19 protein-coding genes are annotated in these 22413 nt (G+C 61.8%); 6 read left to right on the top strand and 13 right to left on the bottom strand.

Translation table 11 applies throughout. The annotated features are described in order from the left end of the window. Nucleotides 1-64: 64 nt before the first annotated feature. From ACIPZG_RS15235 to ACIPZG_RS15190, 10 genes are all read right to left on the bottom strand, one after another. On the bottom strand, nucleotides 65-3340 hold the full coding sequence (locus ACIPZG_RS15235; protein ID WP_400715065.1) for an ImcF-related family protein: 3276 nt from the start codon (nucleotides 3338-3340) through the stop codon (nucleotides 65-67). Nucleotides 3341-3350: 10 nt separating this feature from the next. Next, nucleotides 3351-4490, bottom strand: coding sequence for a hypothetical protein (locus tag ACIPZG_RS15230; RefSeq protein WP_400715063.1), 1140 nt, complete (start codon nucleotides 4488-4490; stop codon nucleotides 3351-3353). Nucleotides 4491-4573: 83 nt separating this feature from the next. Continuing rightward, complete coding sequence (locus ACIPZG_RS15225) at nucleotides 4574-4837, bottom strand: PAAR domain-containing protein (protein ID WP_400715061.1); 264 nt, start codon at nucleotides 4835-4837, stop codon at nucleotides 4574-4576. Between the two features lie 130 nt (nucleotides 4838-4967). After that, on the bottom strand, nucleotides 4968-6233 hold the full coding sequence (locus ACIPZG_RS15220; RefSeq protein WP_400715059.1) for a sel1 repeat family protein: 1266 nt from the start codon (nucleotides 6231-6233) through the stop codon (nucleotides 4968-4970). Next, nucleotides 6233-8023: a phosphatidylserine/phosphatidylglycerophosphate/cardiolipin synthase family protein gene (locus tag ACIPZG_RS15215; protein ID WP_400715058.1), complete on the bottom strand. Its 1791-nt coding sequence runs from the start codon at nucleotides 8021-8023 to the stop codon at nucleotides 6233-6235. Before ACIPZG_RS15215 ends, ACIPZG_RS15220 begins: the two co-directional genes overlap by 1 nt. After that, nucleotides 8023-10719, bottom strand: a complete 2697-nt coding sequence (locus tag ACIPZG_RS15210; protein WP_400715056.1) for a type VI secretion system Vgr family protein — start codon at nucleotides 10717-10719, stop codon at nucleotides 8023-8025. Before ACIPZG_RS15210 ends, ACIPZG_RS15215 begins: the two co-directional genes overlap by 1 nt. Before the next feature lie 216 nt (nucleotides 10720-10935). Further along, nucleotides 10936-11736 (bottom strand): DUF2063 domain-containing protein, encoded by an 801-nt coding sequence (locus ACIPZG_RS15205; protein WP_400715054.1) that lies wholly within the window; start codon nucleotides 11734-11736, stop codon nucleotides 10936-10938. Continuing rightward, nucleotides 11729-12574, bottom strand: a complete 846-nt coding sequence (locus ACIPZG_RS15200; RefSeq protein WP_400715052.1) for a DUF692 domain-containing protein — start codon at nucleotides 12572-12574, stop codon at nucleotides 11729-11731. Before ACIPZG_RS15200 ends, ACIPZG_RS15205 begins: the two co-directional genes overlap by 8 nt. A 63-nt stretch (nucleotides 12575-12637) precedes the next feature. Next, nucleotides 12638-13102, bottom strand: a complete 465-nt coding sequence (locus ACIPZG_RS15195) for a hypothetical protein (protein ID WP_400715050.1) — start codon at nucleotides 13100-13102, stop codon at nucleotides 12638-12640. Between the two features lie 181 nt (nucleotides 13103-13283). Further along, entirely contained in the window at nucleotides 13284-14060 is a 777-nt protein-coding gene (locus ACIPZG_RS15190) for an IclR family transcriptional regulator (protein WP_400715048.1), read from the bottom strand. A gap of 123 nt (nucleotides 14061-14183) precedes the next feature. Between ACIPZG_RS15190 and ACIPZG_RS15185 the strand changes: the two genes are divergently transcribed. Then, nucleotides 14184-15608: an amidase gene (locus ACIPZG_RS15185; RefSeq protein ID WP_400715046.1), complete on the top strand. Its 1425-nt coding sequence runs from the start codon at nucleotides 14184-14186 to the stop codon at nucleotides 15606-15608. A 95-nt stretch (nucleotides 15609-15703) separates the two neighbouring features. After that, complete coding sequence (locus ACIPZG_RS15180) at nucleotides 15704-17005, top strand: MFS transporter (protein WP_400715359.1); 1302 nt, start codon at nucleotides 15704-15706, stop codon at nucleotides 17003-17005. Between the two features lie 54 nt (nucleotides 17006-17059). Here ACIPZG_RS15180 and ACIPZG_RS15175 read toward each other — a convergent pair whose 3' ends face one another. After that, the gene (locus tag ACIPZG_RS15175) at nucleotides 17060-17824 is read right to left on the bottom strand and encodes a hypothetical protein (RefSeq protein WP_400715357.1); all 765 of its coding nucleotides are present in this window, start codon (nucleotides 17822-17824) and stop codon (nucleotides 17060-17062) included. A 156-nt stretch (nucleotides 17825-17980) separates the two neighbouring features. On the opposite strand from ACIPZG_RS15175, the gene ACIPZG_RS15170 reads away from it, so the two are divergent. From ACIPZG_RS15170 to ACIPZG_RS15160, 3 genes are all read left to right on the top strand, one after another. Beyond that, complete coding sequence (locus tag ACIPZG_RS15170) at nucleotides 17981-18832, top strand: diguanylate cyclase domain-containing protein (RefSeq protein ID WP_400715044.1); 852 nt, start codon at nucleotides 17981-17983, stop codon at nucleotides 18830-18832. Nucleotides 18833-19013: 181 nt separating this feature from the next. Beyond that, nucleotides 19014-19397 (top strand): tautomerase family protein, encoded by a 384-nt coding sequence (locus ACIPZG_RS15165; RefSeq protein ID WP_008091421.1) that lies wholly within the window; start codon nucleotides 19014-19016, stop codon nucleotides 19395-19397. Nucleotides 19398-19476: 79 nt separating this feature from the next. Beyond that, complete coding sequence (locus ACIPZG_RS15160; protein ID WP_400715042.1) at nucleotides 19477-21048, top strand: diguanylate cyclase; 1572 nt, start codon at nucleotides 19477-19479, stop codon at nucleotides 21046-21048. Between the two features lie 3 nt (nucleotides 21049-21051). On the opposite strand, the gene ACIPZG_RS15155 is transcribed toward ACIPZG_RS15160, so the two are convergent. Both ACIPZG_RS15155 and ACIPZG_RS15150 read right to left on the bottom strand, forming a co-directional pair. Next, nucleotides 21052-21462 carry a tetratricopeptide repeat protein gene (locus ACIPZG_RS15155; protein ID WP_400715040.1) on the bottom strand — a complete coding sequence of 137 codons (411 nt, stop codon included), beginning with the start codon at nucleotides 21460-21462 and terminating at the stop codon, nucleotides 21052-21054. 90 nt (nucleotides 21463-21552) lie between these two features. Further along, entirely contained in the window at nucleotides 21553-21714 is a 162-nt protein-coding gene (locus tag ACIPZG_RS15150; protein ID WP_400715038.1) for a DUF2986 domain-containing protein, read from the bottom strand. Between the two features lie 70 nt (nucleotides 21715-21784). On the opposite strand from ACIPZG_RS15150, the gene ACIPZG_RS15145 reads away from it, so the two are divergent. Next, nucleotides 21785-22399, top strand: coding sequence for a DNA-3-methyladenine glycosylase family protein (locus ACIPZG_RS15145; protein ID WP_400715036.1), 615 nt, complete (start codon nucleotides 21785-21787; stop codon nucleotides 22397-22399). Nucleotides 22400-22413 lie beyond the last annotated feature (14 nt).

Raw genomic sequence — 22413 nt, 5'->3', positions numbered from 1 at the left:
GCCGCGTGGCCTGGACCGTCATTACCAACAAAGAATCAGAAGGAGCTGCTGAAATCTCTGGGTCTTACTCAAGGAAGATCTGCCGTGGCAACTGGAACCCCCGCAGTCCGAGCAAGGCCAACGGCCCTCCCCCCAGTTCAGTGCGCAGGTGCCAGGTCAGGCCAATGCCATCCGGCGCTTTCAACACCACGCGCATTTGGCTGCCGCCGTCGTTCAAGTGGGTAACCTGGGCCTGTTCGAGCAGCCGGATCAGCCCCCAGGTGCCCTGGAGGTCGGCGAACAAACGCTCCCCCGTGTGCACGCTGGTCCAGGTCAGGCTGACGCCGGGGTAGTCGTTTTGCCCAGGCCAGCGGAACTGCTGCCAGCGCTCGCGCTGATTGAAGTAATGATGCTTTTCACCATTGAGGATAAAGGTGGTCTGCACCACATCGCGCACCGGCTTGCCGCGCAACTCGAAGCTCATGCCCATGCCGCCATCGGTGTAGAGCACATCCGCCAACGCGCTGAGCTGGTTGATCGCGGCGAGGAAGCGAGGATTGATGCGCAGGCCCTGGCTGTGCCGTGGGTCCGCCACCCAACGGCTGCCCTCCTTGCGCAGCAACCCGGCCAGTTGCTCACGGACGAACTGCTCGATGCGCCCCGAGTCGGTACGGATCATCTGCCCGAGCATGGGCAGCGATGCATCGCTGGACGTGGCCGCGAACGGGTAGCGGCCGGCGAAGGCGCCGTTCCAGTCATTGACGATGGCACGTTCCCAGTTGCGATTCAGCCCTGCGGCCGACGGCTGCAGGACGCGTTGCCAGGCCTGGTCCAAGGGCTGCACGAACAGCGCTTGGGCCGCCCCGCCCCATTCGGCGCCCAGGCTTGCAGCGATCAGTTGGCCGTAGGACTGGGTCTCGGTCAGGTCGATACGCTTGCCCTGGAACACCGCCTGGGCCAGGGCTTGGGTCATGGCCTGCGGGTCGGGCGCCTGGGTCACTTGCTGCAGCTTCAGGCGCACGCTGGTCACGCGGGTGAGGAAGGCCTGCAGGCTCAGGTTGTCATCGAAGCGTTGCCCTTCAGGGCCTTTGCCCAACAGCGCCAGCAGCGGGCCGAAGGTACTGTCCAACGGGCCGTTCAGGCCTTGGGGCAGTTGCTCGATCACCGCGGGCTTGTCCTGGCCGATCAGGTTTTTTGCCGATTTGAGCAACGAGTCAGCCAGCGCCTGGCCACGGATGCCGGCCTGGCCCTGATAGGCCAGCGTGTTCATCAGGGCGATCAAGGGCGACTGGCGGACATCACTCATCAGGGTCAGCTGGGCGATGACTTCTTCCAGGCTGCCGCCCTGCTGCCAGCGCAGGCTGTTGAGGAAGGCCAGCCAGGCGCTGCTGTAGTCCTGGAAGTAGCGCGCGGTCAGGCGCTCGCGGAGCTGATCAGGGCTTAGCGCGGCGGTGAGGTTGTCCGGGTTGTCGCTCAAGACCCAGTCGATTTCTTCGCGGCGCGCCTTGGCGGCCTCCTCGATCGCGTCGCGCATGTGGCCTTCCCAGGCCTGGCGGGTGAACACGCCAGGGACGCTGGCCTGGGTGCTGAACAAGGCGCTGGCATCGGTGTCGCCGACCAGCTGTTGCAGGCCCTGCGCGGGGTAGTGGTTGGCTGCCGTTTCCAGCGCGCGCTGGTAGAGGCTGCTTTCGGCATTGCGCTGACCGAGTTGGCCGAGCAGCACCTGACGGGCCTGGGCGATGAGCTTGGCATCGGCCTTGATGGCCCAATCGGGGTTGGCGGGTAATTGCTCGGCGAAGAAGGTCCACAGCGTGGGCTCGGTGGCGCCCAGCGTTTGCACCAGAAATGGCGCCTCGGCTTTTTCGGGGCGGGCCAGCATGAGGTAGGCCTTGAGCTGGTTGTAGGCTTCCCGGGTCCGCTTGCTGCGCTCAGGACTGTTTGGGGGCAGGTTGACCAGGGCATTGAGTTGGGCTTGCAGGGAAGACGCCGCCGGATCGCGCAGGAGCCGATGGTTGGCTTGCACGTAGTGCGGCCACAGGGCATCGCGTAGCGCCTCACTGCGATCCAGGCCGAAGCGCTGGTACCAGGGAGCGCCGTGTTCTGTGCGGTAGTCCAGGCGCGACAACTCGCGGACCACTTCGGTCAAGGCGCCCCGTGAATCGGGGGCTTCAGCCGGTTGCTGCAGCGTCGCCAATGCCGCCTCTGCCCGGCCGACTTCGGCGCGGTTGCTGGCGTAGGACAGCAACAGGCCCAAACCCCATGCCGAGAGCAGGAGCAGGACCAAGACCTGAGTGACTTGGGGTAGGTTCCAAGCCAAACGCTTTGAATAGTCAATCTTGGCATTGCACACGCCAAGCCATGCCGGGTCAGCAGTCCAGTGATGATCCAGCCCCGTACTGACCGGTCGTAACACCGGCAAGCTGAACCACAGTCCACGCAAAACCACAGCAGACCGACCCGACAGGGAGGACAGCACGGCGCGCCAACGCTTCTCGTCCTCGACCCCAAGATCTCGCGATAAGCGCAGCAGAAAATCATGGCTGAGATTAGTTTGAAGCTGTGCCAAACCGTGATCCCGCAATGCTGGCTGCAGCTGCTGCAAACTCGCCTGCAAATCCTTGCCTTGAGCGTGCGGCGCCAACAGGCATCCAATCGGTTCTACCTTGCGAGCGAGCTGCGGCCACTCACTTGTGCAGAGCTGCCACAGGTGCAGCGGCAACTGCCAGCGCAGATGCCTGGCGAAAGCTCGCAAATGATGCGCGCCAAGGCTCATCGTTGCAGCATCATGGGTCTGTTCCGGGCTCATCACCCAAACGACACTGTCAGGCGCACGCCAACGAAATAACGCTTGAAGGTCGGATACGATCAACCGTTGGACGGGTTGGCTTGCACTGCCGACCCAAAGCAACACGGTCTGCTGATCTGCGAGCCAGCGTTTCTGTTCGAGCCCAGGGGCAATGGCATCAATCTGCTCAGCGTCGCCAAAGACCAACAGCACACGCACCTTGCGGCGCCAGAGCCTACCGTGTTGCTCGTGCATGGCTTGGACCATTGCGCCAAAGTGATCATTCTTCGTGAGAATGTCCCTTGAAACTTCAAGTGCATCAACAAGGCCATCAGCTTCACGACGGTGGTAGGCCCGATGACCACGCCAACGAACCATCAGCCAGAAACCGCACATGCACACCATTGCCAGGGCTAGCGAAACAACAAAGCTCAGCTGCATTTTGGTTTGCGGTTGGTCGATAGCCACAACGCCCCGTGTCGTTTGGTAGTGCCAAAGCCACCAGCCAAGCGAAACCGCCATCAACAGCAATATGCCCAGCAGCACAAGCCAGCCTATCGTTCGTCGAGATTGCATGTGTGAGCCTCTATATTTCACGCGCTGAAGCAGGTGTCACTACCGTGCTCCAGAATTCCGTACCGTCGAAGCTGCCACTGAAAATGATCTGTGTGCCAATCCCCTGCTCGATACCCTGAACGGCAACGGCCACAGCCAACCAAGGTGACACCTTGCCCGGATGCCCCAGCAGAGAATCTACGTGGTGAACGTTGTGGTCGTGCACCAATGGCAGATCAGCCATCACCGCATTGATGGTTTGGTCTTGTTGAGTGTTGCTACCCACGCGCCAGATGCGTTCGATAGTCGTCGCTTGCGCAGACGCCCATTGCAAGGATTGATCGACAGCACACATCCAGGCTTCGCGGCAAAGTTCCAGTGCCTGCTGGGGACGATGTAGATGGGCTTTTGGCGCGGGGGCTGAAGGCATTTGAGGATTGCCAAGTAGCAGCGCTGCAATGGCTTCAGCGGTCTCGGTGGGGTGTTCGGGGGCTACCTGGAAAGCCACCACCATCAGCAATGACCGATCTTCAAAGCGCTGGTCTAGCCATTGATCCACCCCGTGGAGGCCGCAACCTTGCACTTCAGAAGTCGGCTGCCGGATACCCGAGTCGCTCCACGCTTGATGCCACAGACGAGACAGAACGGCTTCTGGTAGGCCACTGTCACTTTCCAACATCACGGTCAACGGGGTGTCATCCGACACCAGCGCCAAGGTCTCGCTCAGCTCTGTCAGAACCAAGCTCAACGCGTCCAGCAGGTTTTCCTCCGGCACCTTCTTCTGGTCGTCCCAAAGGCGACTATGGCGAGTTGCTTCGCCTCGCCAGCAAGGCTGGGTCTTGATGACCTTGGTTCCTTCGAGCAGCGCAGTAACTTGAGCTTCAGGCGTTTGCCCCGGTGCCCGCAACGCGGTGTAAAGGCTGACTTTCAAAACCTGCATGAAGCGTCTGCCCTGAGCCATTTTCTCCGTCCACTCCTGTTCACGAGCCTGGTCCCAGCCATCCGCTGCGCGGTGCTGGCCGAGGAAGAGCAGCACGCGCCCCATCATCAACAAGCACCAGCCCAGTAACGCACCTCCCAGCGCCATTCCCCAAGACATCAGCGGCCGCTCGTGCAGGGGTTGCTCGGCAAACAGCACCTCTGCGCCCCCTGCCAGCAGCAGAAACAGCATCAAGAGGACCGCCCAAACCCATGGCCGAGGCGCGTATGGTCGCTTAGCCAAGGGCAGGACTTGGTCCATTCTGACGGGCATGCTCAGCTCGCCCCTGCTGCTGGCAGCGAACTGATCAGCGCACACCCACAGGCACACAAATGCCCATTGAATGCCACTGGCAGACCGGCGTCGCAGAACTTCGCATGCCCTTCGGCTATCACCGTGCGACCGTGCCCAGGTAATGGGCACTGCACGGGATCGCCTTGGCGAGCGACAGCGATACCGCCGAACTGCATCGTGCTGGAGCCCGAGAGCACTGTGCCGCCCCCGGTTGTTTTATCGCCGACACGGATGATTCCGCGCATAGTTCATCCTCTTCAATGACAAAGCCAATACTCAATAGAAGCTAAACAATTCAAAACGCATCAACTTGAAGTCAGCGCTTCCAACTTCAGGACAGCGGCAAAAACAACATTCAGCAGAAATACTGTACCGTTATCCCAGCAACCCCCACTCGACGCGTTCTTGGCGTTGCATGCTCTTGTCCCGCAGGGGCCATGGTCGATACTCCGTCCAGACCATCAAGTAAGTGGGCATAATTTCGCCTTCTTCGAAATGCTGAATATGATCTTCCCAGCTATTGATCATGACTTTCCAGTAACCGCTCTGCGGACAGGGTTGGCCGCTGGCACAGACCATGACTGGGAAGTTGGCCTTGCTAAAGGCGGGTGAGCCTGGCATGGGTTTACCCGTGGCCGGGTCGAGCACTTTTTCCTTGGCCAACTTGTGGATCAGCGCTTCGCTGGGTTTTTCTGGCGGGATGTTTGCCTTGCGGGTTTCCAGCCATTGCAAATTGCCGTCCCATGGTGGCAGCTTGGCAGGGGGAAGCGGGACAATTTCATTGATTTCTGGGACGGTTGGATTTGCGTATGAGTAGTTACTGAGAATACTGCCTATTTTCTTGTAGCGTTCGGCGCGCTCTATATCTTTTTCTTGGCCAAGGTAATTGAGCCTATCGGAAGTAAGGGGATTACTAAATCCTTCTTTAAGAACGAGCGCGGCAACTTCATTCCCAGCAGCCACACCCAACTGAAACACCTTGAGGGCATCTTGATAATTCATCATCCTCTTGTGGTGCATACCTAAAGCTACCGCAGCCCCACCATGCCCTTGTTCAGCTGCACACTGATACATCTTGAACGCCACTTCCGGTGCAATATTTTTCGGCACCAATTTTTTTCCAACATAATACTGGGCCAAAGCACTTCCCTCATCTGCAGCTTTACGATAATACCTCAAAGCTGTATCTTGGTCTTGCTTTAGCCCAGCAGCCCCGCGATTCAGAAAAATGGCGAGAAAGTAATAGCCCGTTGCAACATCTGCATCAATCAAACGTTGACTGAAACGCAGGTACTCCCCAGCATGCAAAGTAAAATCCCCGCGCATTGAACCATTCTGCAAATTTATGCTCGCCTTGTAATGGTCATGTTCACTGGCAACACGATACAAGCGCTCAATTTCCGCATTAACAGTTTCGTCGCGTCTAAGCTGGTTATTCTTCTGCAGCCACCGTGCGTATTGAAATAGGATATCAGCTTGGCCTGGGTGACCTGGAAACCTTTCATGGGCACACTCGAACGCAAGTCTAGTTTTCACCTCGCTTAGTGGATTCATTACAACCTCCTTGGTCGACATCAAAAAAACACCATTATTATCACAAGCACAAAGCAGAAAACTGGCCGCCAACAATAACCAACGCATCAATCAAGATCCTTGAGCACCGCCTCATCATAATGAAACTCAACGAGAGAGCAGTTTGGTGTTGAGTTTGCGTCTTGAAAGCTTTTGTTATCTTCGAGTATTTGACCCCATTTCGCGAATGCCTCAGCCGGTTTATCCTGCGCGCCTTCCCCTTTTGTATGCAGCTTCCACAACCGCCGCCTCATATCCCGCGTCACACCCGGCCACTCATGCGCAATGTTCAGCTCAGTATCCACCTGCATACTTCGGGTGTTTATATTGGCCGAACCGAGCGTCGTAAATACATCATCAATAATCATCAACTTTGTATGGATATACACCGGCATCCACGGTTTCCCCGCTGGCGAGTCGGGTGCTACCAGCGAGCACACATGGACTTTCAAACCGGGAATCTCCACAGGCGCAATCATGCTTTTCTCAATAGCCCTGGCCGGCTCTTCAATTATCAGTTTGCCAAGGCGGTCTCGCGGGTCGAGTGGTGGGCTTGCCTGCTCCTTGAGCTTCTGAATGCGGATCAACTTTGTCACGCCAGGAATGGTGTCAGCTCGCCCAAGGCTCTCTAACATTTGTTGAGTTTTCAGCGTACCGTCACCCATACCGTCCTTGGTTGCATTGGTAACCACGAATAAATGCAACACCCCGTGGAGCCCTGGGTCGCGGCCACCCCCGGTCTGCTTGAGGGCGATGCGCTTGATGGCCTCGGCCAGCGGTGGCCAGCGGAAGTACTGGTTTTCGATGTAAATGAACTGCGTCGCGTTGTTGACGGCTTGCAGGTAAAGCTGCTCGATATCCCGACGCCCCGTTTGCGCCTGAGTGCGCAATAGCTGCGCCATCTGCGGCGTGCCCTGAATGCACCTAAGCTTGCGCCCTACCGCGATGGCGTCGCGGGCCGTGAGCAGGTCTTCGCCGGTTTCCTTGGCCCAGGCCGTGGCAAAGTTCTCATGCAGGTGCTCAAGGATCGGCCCGCTAACTTGGCTGGAGATATCCTGGCGAGGCGTAAAACCACGCGGCCCTCGGTTGGGTGCTGGTCGTTGGGAGTCCGTACGATTGAGCGCTGAATGTGCATCCGTGTCCCAGTACTCGTCCAGCATGTTGTGGCCCATGACAAAACCGATGGCCTGCTCTGGAAGTTCGTAGTCAACGAGGACACTTTTCTGGTGGTGAGTTGGTACCCCCGCCAGGGCGAACATCATCGAGGTGCTGATACTTGGGTCCAGACTGCGCCCGAGTTCCTCGTATATCCTTTGACGCTCTTCAAGGCTGAAACCCCGGCTGACAAATAGCGGAACATTCTCGGCGTGCTTTGCCGCCTGGCTCCCCTTGACTGCGCAATCCCTGAACCAATCGATATCTTCGGTATATTGCCGTTCGTTGGAGCTTTGCAGTGCCCGATCCCAGTTCAGCATCACCCATCCGAAGTGATCGCTTTTTCCGGGCAGATTGCTTTCGCCGCCAACCCCCGCGAGGTTACCGGGCATCTCCCAACCCAGTACACGGACACGAACACCCTCCGCAGCCTTTCGCCTGAGCAACTCGCCAATGCTTGGAGACTTGCCATCGCGAAGGAAAAACATCGAGGGTTGGAAACCCCAACAGGTGATGTCGATACTCTTGCTTGCATTGGCGATGGCCAAGTGCACCGCCTTGAACGCTTCCTCACCATTGATCAGGGGTTTGAATGTCGCAACCACGGGATGGTACTCGGTGTTGCAGACGAACCAGCGTGGGGAGCAAGTGGCTGTGTTCGTATGTTTCAAGGCAATAGGTACAACAATGTCCGACTGACTCATCATGATTTCCCTTTGTTGCCTACAAGCCCGTCAAGCACCGCTGCATACTCGACTCGATGATCTGTATGCGACGAGGGCATTCCTACTTGAGATATCGTTTGCGCGGCGTGATTAAGCAGCCCGAGATTGGCCAGCCTGGCCTGCTCGGGATTGCGGTATTCGGTGGGAACAGGGATTTGGAAGCGAGTGCCGTTGACGAACTGCAGGCGGTACTGCTGCGTTACTACCTGATGATCGATCTGTAGCTCGCCACGCTCGTCCAATACCCCCTTTTTGAGCAACGCACCGTCGGCATACAGCTCGTAGGGCATACCCGCCCAGCCCTGGTTGAGAGCACCCGGTACGGTGGGGATACGCAAGCGCAAGGGTTGTACTGAGAGGCTTTGCGGATACTCCGGGTGCGTAGCCTTCATGCTGGCCGGGCCGCTGTAGTCGAAGTACGCCGACTTGACGTTGTAATCACCCTCGGTCCCGGCCTCGATGCAACAGGCGTCCAGGGTGAGGTAGCTGCCCCCAGCATTGAGGGTGATCTTCTTCTTGGCCGTGATGCTGATTTCGTCTTCCGTGCTGGTGATTGACAGCCCATTGCGGGCCAGCAGCTCCAGCGTGTCGTTCTGCGCCTGCACGGTGACCGGGCCCTGGTTGGCGATCAGCTTGATCCCCAGCTTGCGCACGAACAGGCTGAGCCCCTGACCAACGCCGATGAACAAGCGCTTCATCACACTCAAGTCCGCTTCACCACCGGCGTTGAGCATCAGGTTGTCCTGCGCGGCTACCTGCAGGTGCGTGCCGCTGCTCAGGGCAATGCCTTGCGGCGCGCTGAGCAGCAGGACCGAAGCCTTGAGTTCGTCGAGCTGCTCGCGCAGCAGCGTCAGTTGCGCCTGCACATCCGCAGGTTCGGCCTGGCTGGCCTGGGCATCGGCGGAGAGCTGTTGCAGTTGCTCGCCCGCCTGCTGCAGGCGCCGGGTCGCGTCGTGCATGTCCAGCACCTGACCTTCGGCCTTGGCCTGCCCATCGGCGCTGATGAACACGCCTTTGCCACCGCGAATCACGCCCCAGGCGTCTGTGCGCAGCTCGAAGCCTTCGCCGCGCTTTTTCCGGCTGCCGTCCACCAGGTGCCCGAGGTTGAGCTGGCTCTTGCCGCCATGCTCGGTACTGAGCTTGATGTGCTCCTGCCCACGGGTATCGTCCATGCGCAGCTTGTTGTTGGCCGGAGTGCGCAGCACATTGCGTTTGTAATTGCGCAGGTTGACGTGGTCCGGGTGCTGGCTGTCGTGCAGCGCATGGGCGATATAGGGCCGGTCGGGGTCGCCCTGCTCGAACGCCACCGCCACTTCGGTACCGCAGATCAGCGGCAGGTGCAGGCCGTGGGTGTCGCCGGCATAGGGCCGGGCCAGGCGCAGCCAGGCGCTCTCTTCGCCGGTATTCCACTCGTCGCGGTCGAAGAGGAAATTGACCCGGTAACGGCCTTGCAGATCGATATGGCCGTAAGGGTCGTTTTTCCGCGAACTGGTGACCCTGGCCGGCACGGTGCCGGCGATCTGCGGTTTGGGCGCCAGGGCCGGGCGAAAGCACACCGTGTGCGAATAGGGGATGGCCTCGAAGGTGGTTTCCAGGCTGCGGTCGCGCGCGGCCTCGATAACCAGGCCGGTAATCACCGCGCCGGGCTCGAAGGCCTGCGGTGCACCCCCGGAGATCTTCAGCACCTGCCCTGGCGCCAACGATGGGCTACTGCTGGCACCGCTAAGCCGGGTCTGATCATTGAGGTACAGCTCGTGCCGCAGGCGGGCGTAGAAGTAACCGCTTTCACTGAGCAGGTCTTCGTGCTGATCGAGAGCGTCCCCCAGCGCCGCGTAGGGCTCGGCGTAGCGGTAGCTTTCACCGTAGGTGGTGGTGGCGCCTCGACTCTGATCGACATCGGCATCCAGATAGGCCGCCGCATCGCGATGCTGGTAGGTCCGGATGTTGATGTGCTTTTCCACCACTTGATGGCGGGTCTGCAACGCCCACACGGCGTCCTTGTCGGTGCTGCTCAGGCCTGACTGTGGCCGGCAAGGCAGCTCGACGCCAAACTGGTAGTTGCGCTGATCATCATGGAACTCGACCACCTCGATACCCAGCCGATCATCGCTGGTGAAGCGGTACCAGATGCCGACCTCGGCAAGCAGGCGGCTGATGAACGCCAGGTCGCTTTCGCCGTACTGCATGACCTGCTCGCGGCGAGGATACTCGCGCACCAGGTCGAAGAAAAAGTGCTGGCCTTCGAACTCATGGCGGCTACGCAGGATGTGCTCGACGATTTCCGGTACCGACTGGTGCTGGTAGAGGCGGTACTGCTGGCCGCGATCGAGCAGGGCCAAACGCGGCTGCAGGGTGAGCTGATAACGGGCTTCATCCGGGGAGTCTGACAGTCGCCTGAAGCCGGTGATCACGCCATGCAGCGTGCGCAGGGGTTTGGCCGGAGGAATGTTGAAGCCAGGCAGAGACGGCTGGGCGGGGCCGTGCAGGCTGAAGGTGGCACCCTTGCCGAGCAGGCGCTCGGCGGCGATGTCCTGTACGGCGCAGGTAAACGTCACCGTGTAGCAGAACGGGTGACTAAGCCCCTCTTCGCCTTTGAAGGTCAGGACGTCGAGTTTGGCTTCAAGGCCGGTGACGTCCAGTTTGTGCCGGCTGTGATCAAAGAAGGGCTGCGCCATTGTTTGGAACTCCACTGCGGTGAAGTTCCGAACCTTGGCGCACAATTTCTGAGGGGGCCACCCTTCCGGGGGAATATAGACGCGTCCTACATTGGGCTGAAATTTATCCTACAAAATCTTACATCCTGTGCCGCCTTCTTTGGCGGGGCAATCCCCAGAGCCGCAGGATGAGTGGATTCGCTATGGCCTGGATGGGGAGAAACTGCGGCAGTTTGCTCAGGGCTGAGCGGGGGCGCCTGCTACGGCCTCATCGCCGGCAAGCCGGCTCCCACAAAGGACCGCGTGCCTGCGGTGGACAATCACCAGCCCTTGGGCCCTGAAGGCATTCAACAGTGCAAGCCCCTGCGGCTCGATCAGGGCCTGTTCGACGCCCGCCATCTGCGCCAGCGCAGCGAGATGTTCACGTCCACTGCATCGCCGCGCTTGCAATGACACCAGCAGCGCATGGGCCAGCGGCGCCAGGCGTGAGAAGCGTACTTGCAGGTCGGCGCCGCGATACGCAAGCAGCAGTGTCGGCGCCTGCGGTGCCTGCGCTGGAATGCACCCAGGCCCGATCTGGCTCACCGGCCAGATATACGCCAACGGCATGGCCAGCCTGGACAGCACGGGCACACCGTCGAGCAGGTCAGCGTCGGGATCGTGCGCCGGATCAACCTCGTCGCTGAGCAGCAACACCGTCTCGATCCATTCGTAGTGGGCCAGTTCCGCCACCCACCCCGGTAGATCCGCGCGGTTGTGCAGATAGTCCACCAGCTCACCCGCCAGTTGTGTGAACAGCGGCGTCTGGCAGTGATGGTTGGCATAGAAATCTTCCATCAGCGCCCGCCATGAGTCTGGCCCGAGGCAGGCCTGCAGCACCGGAAAACTCCCCGCCAGCATCGACTGCAGGTTGCCGAAGAACAGTCGCCGGTACACCGCCAGGGGCCGCGCCTCGATCCCCGGTGGCGGTGGGTTGGCCTGCGGGTTGCGGATGTGGCGGCTCATGCGCAACTGCTGCGCTTGCAGGGTCTCATCCATGACGCAGCTCCCGTGCCGATACCGCGGTCTGCAGGGTGCGAATGTGCTGCACCTCACCCAGCAACTCGGGCAGCGGCGGCAGGTTGAAGTCGCGCTCCAGCAGCGTCGGTCGCGGGCCCAGGTATCGGTAGGCGCTGACCAGCAAGGCCCAGACATCGGACTGGACGCTGGCACCGTGGGTGTCGATCTTAAGGTCCGGCGCTTCATCGTAGTGCCCGGCCACGTGCAGGCAGGCCACCCGCTCGGCGGGTACTCGAGCGAGAAAATCCAAGGCGTCGTAGCTGTGGTTGCAGGCATTGACCACCAGGTTGTTGACGTCCAGCAACAGGTCGCAATCGGCTTCGCTCAACACGGCCTGGAGAAAATCGATCTCGCTCATCGCCTGGTAAGGCGCGGCGTAGTAAGAGATGTTTTCCACGGCGATCCGCCGGCCCAGGGCGTCCTGCACCTCGCCGATACGCCGGGCGGTATGGCGCACGGCTTCGTCGGTGAAGGGCATGGGGATCAGGTCGTAGAGATGGCCTTCATCGGCGCAGTAGCTCAGGTGCTCGCTGAACAGTGGCACCCGGTAACGGTCGAGAAACACGCGAATCTGCCGCAGGAAGGCGTGGTCGAGCGGCGCGGGGCCGCCCAGCGAGAGCGACAGGCCGTGGCAGGCCAAGGGAAAGCGCTCGGCCAGTTGCGCAAGGCCCTGGCCATAGGCGCCACCTACGCCGATCCAGTTGTCCGGCGCGCATTCGAGAAAATCGACGGCCCCGCTGTCCAGGGCCAGCAGCTCGGGCAGCAGCGCGCGACGCAGGCCAAGGCCGGCGCCCTGCAGGGAAGGAGGTGTGTGCATGGTCAGGCTCCTGGACGCGAAGTGCCCTCCCCGGCGTCTACCCGGGGAGGATGCAGGCGAGGGTCAGTGCTTGGCCTGGCTCAGTTTGCCGTACAGGTCGGCAGGGAACGGCTTGCCGTTGGCGTCGAACTGGCCCTTGCGGAACTGGTACACCTCGCCCTCGGACAGGTAGCCGTCGTGGTCGGCGTCGATGGCGTCGAATTCGGCATTGGCGCCGGGGGCTTTCGCCAACAGCTCGGCACGCGACACCCGGCCGTCATGGTCGCTGTCGGTACGTGCGAACGAAGCGTCACCGCACTTGCCTTCGCCACACTTGCCTTCGGCCTGGGTGGCTTTGGCCGAGGCGCCGCTGGCACCGCATTTGCCCTCGCCACATTTGCCCTCGCCGGCCTTTTGCGCAGCGGCGAGTTGGTAGCCCTGTGGCAGGGATTCGACGGCGAAGGCCGAAGCGGTGAGGTTGATGCCGCCAATCAAGGCGATGCTCAGCAGGCCAAGGCGGGTTTTGTTTGGACGTTGGATACGGGACATGGTGCTTCTCCTGAGTACGGTCATGCCGCTAGGGCGATAGAGCCAGGGAACGTAGCCATCGGGCTGTTCGTTCGGGCTGGCTCATTTGGCCTCAGGTGTGTATCCGGGGCGTATCAGGATGCAGCGCGATTTGTAAGCGAACCGGTAATGCGCAGGGCGTGATACACAGAGATACACCGGCTCAGCCGATGCTCACCGCCTGGCTCACTTCCATCAGCAGCGGCACCAGCTCCTGTTCCACCCTCTCCTCCGGCCAGGCGCTGAGTTGCGCCGTGATGTTGATGGCCGCCACGACCTGGAAGTGCACGTTGCGGATCGGCGCCGCGATGCCCACCTGCCCTACCAGCACTTGATCGCGGGTCAATGCGTAGCCGTTGCGACCGGCCTCCTGCACTCGCTCGAACAGGACCTCACGGTCGATTTCGGTGTGCGCGGTGTAAGCCACCGGCGCCACTTCGGCCAGGCTCGCCCGCACCCGTGCAGGCGGCAAGTCGGCCAGCAGCACGCGGCCGGCCGAAGTGCACCAGGCCGGCATGCGTCGCCCCGGCAACATCTCGGCGTGGGTCTGGTTGGGGCCAGGAATGCGCATGACGTAAACGATGTCATGGCCGCTGAGGACAGACAGGTTGACCGTCAGGTTGCAACGCTCGCGGATCAATTTGAGCGCCGGCAATGCCCGGCTGACCAGCGGCGAGGCGTTGAGGTAGAGAAAGCCCAGCTCCAGCGCCTTGTGGGTCAGGCTGTAGCGCCGTGAACGTTCGTCCTTGGCCAGGTAACCCAGCTCGCACCAGGTATGGGTGAACCGCTGGGCCGCGCTCTTGGTCATGTCGCAGGCTTCGGCCAGCTCCGTCAGACCGAGCGAGGGCTGGCCATCGCGGAAAATTTCCAGCACGCGGATGCCTTTCTCCAAGGTCTCGATGAACTGTGGGTGCTGCTGTCGCGCGTCTTTTTCGGTCACGTCGCATTGCCTCCTGCTGGGGCGCCAAGCATAGCCATCTTGACCGCTCACTGCGACCTGGCATATACATAGTACCACTACACGATAATTAGTATTGCATAGCGATACTTTAAGGAGGTTTGAATGCCTGGTCAACCGTCAACTAACTTGGCCACACGGCCCGCCTGGGAGCTGGCCGCTGAAATTCGCGCAGGACACTTGTCTGCGCGGGAGCTGACCGAGGCGTGCCTGGCGCAAGTCGAACGGCGCAACCCCGTGCTCAATGCCCTGGTCACCGTCGACGCCGAAGGTGCCCTGGCCAAGGCCGCTGCCGCCGACCGCCATCAGGCGCAAGGCAGGCCGCTTGGCCCGCTGCACGGTTTGCCGGTGGCACACAAGGACTCGTTCCTGACCGCAGGCATGCGCACCACCTGGGGTTCGCAGGTGTACGCCGAGCATGTGCCAAGCCAGGACTCGCTGATCGTCAGCCGCCAGGCCGAGGCAGGCTCGATCTTGCTGGGCAAGAGCAACCTGCCGGAATTCGGTGCCGGCTCGCAGACCTTCAACGAGGTCTTCGGCGCAACCCGCAACCCCTATGCCCCAACCTTGACCTGCGGCGGTAGCAGCGGCGGCGCGGCGGTGGCCCTGGCCACGGGCATGGTGGCCCTGGCCGACGGCAGCGACATGGGAGGCTCGCTGCGCAACCCGGCCAGCTTCTGCAACATCGTTGGCCTGCGCCCCTCCATCGGCCGCGTTCCGAACTGGCCCAACAGCAACAGTTTCGGCCAGCTGACGGTGGCAGGCCCGATGGGCCGCTGCGTGGCCGATGTGGCCTTGCTGCTGAGCGTGATCGCAGGCGAAGACCGCCGTGACCCGTTGTCGTTGCAATCGCCAGCACTGTCCCTGGACGCTCGCTTGCAAGGCGACTTCAGCGGCGCGCGCATCGCCTACAGCCCAGACCTGGGCGGCCTGCCCGTGGAGCCCGCGGTGCGTGCAGTGACCGAGGCCGGTGTGCGGCGCCTGGCCGACCTTGGCTGCGACGTTGAACTGGCCGAACCGGACTTTCGCGGCGGTGCCCGGGCCTTCCAGGTGCTGCGCGCGCTGACCTACGCCAGCGGCTACGGCCACCTGCTCAAGACCCACCGCCCCCTGCTCAAGGACACCGTGGTGTGGAACATCGAGCAGGCCAGCCAGTTCACCGCGCAGGATGTGATCGACGCCGAAGCGGTACGGGCACGCATTTTCCGCGATACCCAGGCCCTGCTGGAACGGTACGATTTCCTCGTGGCCCCGGTCAGCCAGGTCTTGCCGTTCCCGGTGGAACAGCCCTTCGTCCGGCAGATCGGCGATCAACCAATGGACACCTACATCGACTGGATGAACAGCTGCTCGCTGATCACCCTCAGCGGTCACCCGTGCCTTTCGCTGCCTTGCGGCTTCAGCGAGCAAGGCCTGCCGGTGGGGTTGCAGATCGTCGGCCGTTACCGGGACGAGCAACGGCTGCTGGCCTTTGCCCAGGCGCTGGAGACGCTCAATCGCCCTTACGTGAACCGCCCTCTGGTTGGATGACCCGCAACGCTGCCAAGGCGCGACAGACGCAGACACAACGCCGGCTTGAAGCCTTTTGAACAATGCCAATAACAGTCAAAGGAAGCCCTATGTCCATCCCATCCCACGCATCGCCCCGGGCGCGGCAACCGATCCGCGCCGCCGCAGGCTCGTTTCTCGGCACCCTGATCGAATGGTTCGACTTCTACATCTACGCCACCGCATCGGCGCTGATCTTCAGCCATGTGTTCTTCCCCGGCAGCAGCCAGCTGGTGGGTACGTTGTCCTCGTTCGCCACCCTGGCGGTGGGCTTTCTCGCCCGGCCGTTGGGCGGGATCATCTTCGGTCACCTGGGGGACCGCTTCGGCCGCAAGTACTCGCTGATCCTGACCCTGTTTCTGATGGGGGCATCCACGGTCGGCATCGGCCTGCTGCCCTCCTTCGAGCAGGTCGGCCTGCTGGCACCGGTGCTGCTGGTGGCCCTGCGCATCCTGCAGGGCATCGCCGTCGGTGGCGAATGGGGGGGCGCGGTGCTGCTGGCCAGTGAACATGCGCCCGAAGGCAAGAAGAGCTTCTATGCCTCGTTCGCCCAACTGGGCAGCCCAGCGGGCTTGGTGCTGTCGCTGATGGTGTTCCGCTTCATCACCGAAATGCCGGAAGCCGACATGTATGCGTGGGGCTGGCGCCTGCCGTTCCTGGGCAGCGTGCTGTTGCTGCTGCTGGCCTTCGTGATTCGCCGGGGTGTGCACGAGTCGCCTGAGTTCGAAGGCATGGCCAAGGCACAAAAGCCCGTGCAATCGCCGGTCAAGGCAGTGGTCCGCGATGCCTGGCCATTGATCCTGCTGGTCATGGGCGCCTGCACCATCGGCATTTCCTCGGCCTATTTCACCAACACCTTCATGATTGCCTACGCCACCCAGTACCTGGGCATCAAGAGCTCGGTGATCCTCGAATGCCTGTCGGTGGTGGCCATCGTCCAGTTGATCAACCAGCCTATCGCGGCCTGGCTGGCGGACAAGGTCGGGGCCGGCCGATTCCTGCTGATCACGTCCGGGGCCAGTGTCCTGGTGCCCTATGCGATGTTCAGCCTGGTGTCCACCGGGCAGAGCACGATGATCATCCTCGGCATCTCGCTGGCCAAGGTGTTCTCCTCGGCGTTCTATGCGGTGATCGCCGGGTACATCGTCAACGTGTTTCCGGTGTACCAGCGCTACTCGGGCATTTCCCTGGCTTACCAGGCCTGCGGCGCGCTGATCGGCGGCACCACGCCGATGGTGGGCACCTTGATCGCCGGCCAGGCGGCAGGGCAATGGTGGCCCCTGGCGGTGTTCTACTCGCTGCTGGCGTTCACCTCGTTCGCCTGCGTGATGCTGCTGGTCCGCCGGCGCAGCACGCTGTTGCAACCCAGCTTCGCCTGAGGCGCTGATCGCCAGGCGCGTGGCTCACCCTGCCAGCGCCTGGCGAGGCAATGTTCAGCGTTTGTCCAGCAACCGCGCCAACAGGAAGGTGGCCACCACGGCCAGCACCACGGCCGCGGAAATGGACGGCAGCGGGCCCCACTGTTCGATCGAGGCCTTCACGGCCAGGTAGAAGCCCAGTACACCCACCGCGCCAATGGCATTGCCCCGCACGATCGCCCCCAGTTCCTGGTGCCCACCCTGAACATGGGCGAACACGGCGAGCGGCCAGGCAATCACCGGGATCGGCGCCAACATGCCACTGGCCACCGGCCCCAGCCATTGGGCACTGGCCGTGATCGCCACCAGCAGCAAGGTGGCCGTGAGCATGCGCATGGGGATGACCCAGCGTGGCAACGGCACCACCTTGGCCGGGGCACTGTCCGCCTTCGGCGCAGTGACCACGATGATCAAGCTGAGCAGCACCAGGGTCACCGCGACCGACGCGGCCAGCCAACCCAGGCGGCTCATCAGCCAAGCGCTCGCCGCGTACACCGCCAACGCAGACACGCAACCGATGAACGCCGAAACGCGCCGGGTCACCAGAAAATAGAACAAGTACGTCATCTGGACTGCAGCCAACCCCGCCAACGCACCCGGCACCGCCTGCAGGGCGAACCCTGCGCCCTGCTCCAGGCTCAGGAACAGGATGACCAATGCCGAGGTAACCGGCAGGCCGGAGAGCAGGCCGCCAATTTTGGTGCCCCAGCGTTTGGCCGCCAGGGAAATGGCCAGCATGAGCATGGGGGTGATGAGGAACTTCAGGTAGAAGGCAGTCATGAAAGGCACGGCAGGCTCTGGAACAAGGACCGGCATGATACCTCAGCACAGCCCAGGCAAAGGCCCCTGCAAAATTTGCTGTCAGGCGCTGGTGGCCCTGGCCAGGCCCTGTGTATGCTGCCGTCGACCCAGCACTGCCGAACGGACTCCCCGCCCATGGCCGTTGACCTGCAAGCCCTCTACCCGAAGCTGATCCACCTGATGCTGGACACGGTATTCGTGGTCGACCGGGACAACACGATCGTGTTCGTCAGCAACGCCTGCGAAGCGCTGCTGGGCTACCGCGCCGACGAGCTGACCGGAACGCCGATCACCCGCTACATGCACCCGGACGACCTGGAGGCAACGCGGGCGTCGATCATCCGGGTGATGAACGGCCTGCCCCATCTCGATTTTCGCAACCGTTACCTGCGCAAGGACGGCGGCATCGTGCACATCCTGTGGTCGGCCTGCTGGTCCGACGAACTCGGTGCGCGCATCGGCGTGGCGCGCGACGTCACGGCGCAGGCACTGGCCGAGGAAGAACTGCGTTTTCTCGCCCATCACGATCCCTTGACCCGCCTGAGCAATCGCTCGCTGTTCAACCAACGGCTGGCCGCTGCACTGCAACGGCAACGCCCGCTGGCGCTGCTGTTTCTCGATATCAACGACTTCAAGGTCATCAACGATGCGCATGGCCATGCCATGGGCGACCGCGTGCTGTGCGCAGTGGCAAGGCGGCTGGAGGGTTGCATGGGTGAGCACGACACGGTGGCGCGCATGGGCGGTGATGAGTTCACCCTGCTGCTCACCGACTTGCCCACGCCCGGCGCCGTTGCCGAGAAGACCGCGCAGATTCTCGCCGCCATGGCGCAGCCACTGGAGGATGACTGTGGCGAGATGCCAATACCGTCGTGCAGCATCGGCATCGCCTGCTACCCGGCCGACGGCGAAGATGCCGATACCCTGCTCAGCCATGCCGATGGCGCCATGTACCAGCAGAAAAGGCGGCGATCCGCGAGGGGTTGAAGTGACCAAAACCCAAGGGGTCGAATAGCGCAAACCCTGTGGGTGCAACTGTCCTGCTCTATTTCTAAAAGTTCACGCGATTCCTGTGGGACAGTAGCGCTCACATTCCCGCAAGCCAGCTATCGTTACCCACGCAATACCAACCCCGCGTCTCGCTTGGTCCCCCTTCAAGGAGCCCGACATGCCCCTGGTACGCATCGACATCAAAAGACACCCAGACCCCACTCACCTGCAAACCCTCGGCAAGGTGGTCTACGCTGCCCTGCGTCAAACCATCGATGTCCCGGAACACGACAACTTCCAGGTCCTGACCGAGCACGACGCCGACCGCCTGGTGAACGATCCCCAATACCTCGGCATCCAGCGCACCGATGGCCAGGTGTTCATCCAGATCACCCTCAGCGAAGGCCGCACCGTGGAGAAGAAGAAGGCGCTGTACCAGGCCATCGCCCAAGGGCTCGCCCGCGAGGCCGGGGTGCGCCCGGAAGATGTCTTCATCAACCTGGTCGAGGTGCGCAAGGAGAACTGGTCGTTCGGCAATGGGATCGCTCAATACGCGACCTGAGCCTGTCGCGGGGCACGGCGGTAGCAGGCAGGATCGACTACGCTTGAGCACCAGCAAGCACGGACTCACTGCCCGCCCGATGAGCATGCCAAATCGCCAATTCCTCGGCCTGCGTGGCCTGACCCTGATCTTCGTCCTACTGGCCGTGCTGGCCACGCTCGCCATCTGCCTGATCGTGGCCTACAGCGTGCAACGGGATGCCCTGATCAGTTCGACCCTGGAATCGAACCGGGTCTACGCCTCCAAGGTCGCTTCGAGCATTGGCGAGTTCCTGCGTTCGGCGCAGGATCGCCTGCAGTTCAGCAGCCAGCGCGTGGCCAGCCACTTCGACGAGCCGGCTGTGCTCAAGGACGAGGTCATACGTTTGCAGGCCCAGGACGCCGAACTCGATGTGGTGATGATCCTCGACCGTCAGGGCAAGGTCATGGCCATGAACCCCGAAGTACCCGGCATGGTCGGTAGCACGCTGATAGCGAGCGAGGTCAAGCAAGCACTGACACTGCATCAGCCCTTGGTGAGCCATGCCTACACCAGCGCAACAGGGCAACTGATCGTGTTCATCTCAAGGCCCGTAGTCGGCCCGGACGGGCAGTTTCTCGGATTGATGGGCGGGTCGGTCCATCTGCAGGAACACGGCGTGATGCACGGTTTGATCAGCGACCATGCGTACAACGACGGCACTTATGCCTTCATCGCCGACAGCAACCACCGCTTGCTGTATCACCCCGACCACGCACAAATCGGCCAGGTCATCACCAACAGCCCGACGATGAACACGGCACTGCAAGGGCAATCGGGCATGCTCGCCGCCCCCAACTACCAGGGCATCCCCATGCTTGCCGGCTATGCCTATGTACCCGAAGCCGGTTGGGCGGTGGTGGCCCAGCAGCCTGAGGCCCAGGCACTGGCACCGCTGCGCCGGCTGATGCGCGAGATGCTGCTCAAGATCGTGCCCGCGGGGGTGTTGGGCTTGCTGCTGATTCTGGCAGGCACCTTCCTGATCACCCGGCCGCTGCGTCAACTGGCCCGGATCGCCTCCGACCTTTCGGCACCGGAAACGCCAAGACAGCTGGCGGCAGTACGCGGCTGGTACGCCGAGGCTGGGGCGATTCGCCAGGCACTGCTCAAAGGTGTGCAACTGCTGCACAAACAGATGGGCCACCTCCATCAGGTGGCCCTGAGCGACCCGTTGACAGGCCTTGCCAATCGTCGGGCCATGGATGCGGCGCTGGCCGATTTCGAGCAGAGCGGCCAGCCGTATGCGGCCCTGGCACTGGATATCGACCATTTCAAGCGGGTCAACGATGTGCACGGCCATGATGCCGGCGACCGAGCTTTGCAACAGATCGCGCAGCTAATCCAGAACGCCTCCAGGGCTATCGACCTAGCCTGCCGCGCCGGCGGTGAGGAGTTCGTCCTGCTGTTGCCGGACACCGGCCTGGAAACCGCCACGCAAGTGGCCGAGCGCATACGGCAAAGCATCGCCAATACGCCGGTGGAAGGTGTCGGTGCCTTGACGATATCCATCGGTGTCGCCTGCAAGGATGCCGATACAGTCACCAGCGCGGACATGCTCAAACGTGCCGATGAGCGCCTGTACGTGGCAAAACAGACGGGCCGTAATCGGGTGGTGGCAGCGAGCCCGGCATAGGGTTTACTGCAACCCCACCTTGACTGCCGTGGGCAACTGGCGCGAATCCTGAGCATCGCGCGCCGCCTCGATCAACTGCAGGTTGCGGTTACGCAACGCGGTGTTGCGGCCCACGCGCAGGTTGGAGCGCGTAGCCAGCACCTGCGCCTGCTCGTACTGCCCCTGTTGCAGGCGCAGCACGCCCAGGTAATGCAAGGTAGCCGGATTGCTCGGCTGAATCTGCAATGCCCGTTCCAGCGTTGCGGCGGCCTGGTCCAGCTTGCCTTCTGCATACTGCTCGGAGGCCGTTTCAATCAACTGGGTCGAGGCGTTGTTGCTGTGTACCTGCACGGCCCGTTCTCGGGCGAAGGTCAGTGAACTCGTGGCAGCGCAGAGCAACAGGATAAGCGCCGGGAAACTACGCATGCTCGTCATCAGGTAAGCACTCGACCGATCCAGGACATGTCTGGTTTGAAGGAAGAGGCTATCGACCGCAAGTGCGTGGTGAAGTTCCCCGGCTGGGCATCAGGCTTGCGGGGCAGGATCCGCTTCGAGGGCGGCTTGCTCGGCCATTTTCAAGCGATCGGCCTTGCAGATGTACTTGGGTTTGCTGCGCGGCGCCAGTTTGGCACTGGCCTTCTTGGCATGGGCTTTGAGCAGCTGATTGATTTTCTTGCGGCGATTCATGGTGGGCTCGGTAAAAAAAGAGATACGCTTGCAGCCTACACTGTTAACGCTGGCTGTTGGAGCGCCCGCCGTGACTTATGCAAATGCCGCGACGTTCTTGCAGAGCCTGGACGACGAATGGGCACGCCACATCGCCGCCATCGGCCCGTGCCGCCATGAAACGAAACCGGCCCGTGAACCTTACGAGGCGCTGATTCGCGCCATTGCCTACCAGCAACTGCACGTCAAGGCGGGCGACGCGATCGTGGCGCGTTTTCTGGCGCTGTATCCGGGTCTGGCATTCCCGGCCCCTGAGCAATTGCTGGCCACGGACGCCGATCTGCAAAAGGCTTGCGGCTTCTCCGCGAACAAACTGGCGACCATCCGTGCCATCGCCCAGGCGCGCCTGGATGATGTGGTGCCCACCCTGGCTGACGCGAAGACCATGACTGATGCCGAACTCATCGAACGCCTGGTCTCGTTGCGCGGGGTGGGCCGCTGGACGGTGGAGATGTTCCTGATCTACAGCCTGGAGCGCGCGGATATCCTGCCGGTCGATGACCTTGGCGTGCGTGAGGGCTACCGCCGGCTGAAAGGGCTGGAAAAAGCGCCGACACCGCGACAGATGCGCGAGATCGGTGAGCGCTGGAGCCCTTATCGCACCACCGCGGCCTGGTACCTGTGGCGCGTGCCGCAATCCAGGTGAATTCAAGCGCAAGA

The sequence above is a fragment of the Pseudomonas sp. NPDC089395 genome, from assembly GCF_044749525.1.
Classification (GTDB): Bacteria; Pseudomonadota; Gammaproteobacteria; order Pseudomonadales; family Pseudomonadaceae; genus Aquipseudomonas.
This window is presented reverse-complemented; position numbering and strand designations above follow the sequence as displayed.

Excerpts from the sequence above, each read along its gene's own strand:
- ACIPZG_RS15235 (WP_400715065.1), bottom strand. The coding sequence starts at position 3,340 with ATGCAATCTCGACGAACGATAGGCTGGCTTGTGCTGCTGGGCATATTG.
- ACIPZG_RS15230 (WP_400715063.1), bottom strand. The coding sequence starts at position 4,490 with ATGCTGTTTCTGCTGCTGGCAGGGGGCGCAGAGGTGCTGTTTGCCGAG.
- ACIPZG_RS15225 (WP_400715061.1), bottom strand. The coding sequence starts at position 4,837 with ATGCGCGGAATCATCCGTGTCGGCGATAAAACAACCGGGGGCGGCACA.
- ACIPZG_RS15220 (WP_400715059.1), bottom strand. The coding sequence starts at position 6,233 with ATGCGTTGGTTATTGTTGGCGGCCAGTTTTCTGCTTTGTGCTTGTGAT.
- ACIPZG_RS15215 (WP_400715058.1), bottom strand. The coding sequence starts at position 8,023 with ATGAGTCAGTCGGACATTGTTGTACCTATTGCCTTGAAACATACGAAC.
- ACIPZG_RS15210 (WP_400715056.1), bottom strand. The coding sequence starts at position 10,719 with ATGGCGCAGCCCTTCTTTGATCACAGCCGGCACAAACTGGACGTCACC.
- ACIPZG_RS15205 (WP_400715054.1), bottom strand. The coding sequence starts at position 11,736 with ATGGATGAGACCCTGCAAGCGCAGCAGTTGCGCATGAGCCGCCACATC.
- ACIPZG_RS15200 (WP_400715052.1), bottom strand. The coding sequence starts at position 12,574 with ATGCACACACCTCCTTCCCTGCAGGGCGCCGGCCTTGGCCTGCGTCGC.
- ACIPZG_RS15195 (WP_400715050.1), bottom strand. The coding sequence starts at position 13,102 with ATGTCCCGTATCCAACGTCCAAACAAAACCCGCCTTGGCCTGCTGAGC.
- ACIPZG_RS15185 (WP_400715046.1), top strand. The coding sequence starts at position 14,184 with ATGCCTGGTCAACCGTCAACTAACTTGGCCACACGGCCCGCCTGGGAG.
- ACIPZG_RS15175 (WP_400715357.1), bottom strand. The coding sequence starts at position 17,824 with ATGACTGCCTTCTACCTGAAGTTCCTCATCACCCCCATGCTCATGCTG.
- ACIPZG_RS15170 (WP_400715044.1), top strand. The coding sequence starts at position 17,981 with ATGGCCGTTGACCTGCAAGCCCTCTACCCGAAGCTGATCCACCTGATG.
- ACIPZG_RS15165 (WP_008091421.1), top strand. The coding sequence starts at position 19,014 with ATGCCCCTGGTACGCATCGACATCAAAAGACACCCAGACCCCACTCAC.
- ACIPZG_RS15160 (WP_400715042.1), top strand. The coding sequence starts at position 19,477 with ATGAGCATGCCAAATCGCCAATTCCTCGGCCTGCGTGGCCTGACCCTG.
- ACIPZG_RS15155 (WP_400715040.1), bottom strand. The coding sequence starts at position 21,462 with ATGACGAGCATGCGTAGTTTCCCGGCGCTTATCCTGTTGCTCTGCGCT.
- ACIPZG_RS15150 (WP_400715038.1), bottom strand. The coding sequence starts at position 21,714 with ATGAATCGCCGCAAGAAAATCAATCAGCTGCTCAAAGCCCATGCCAAG.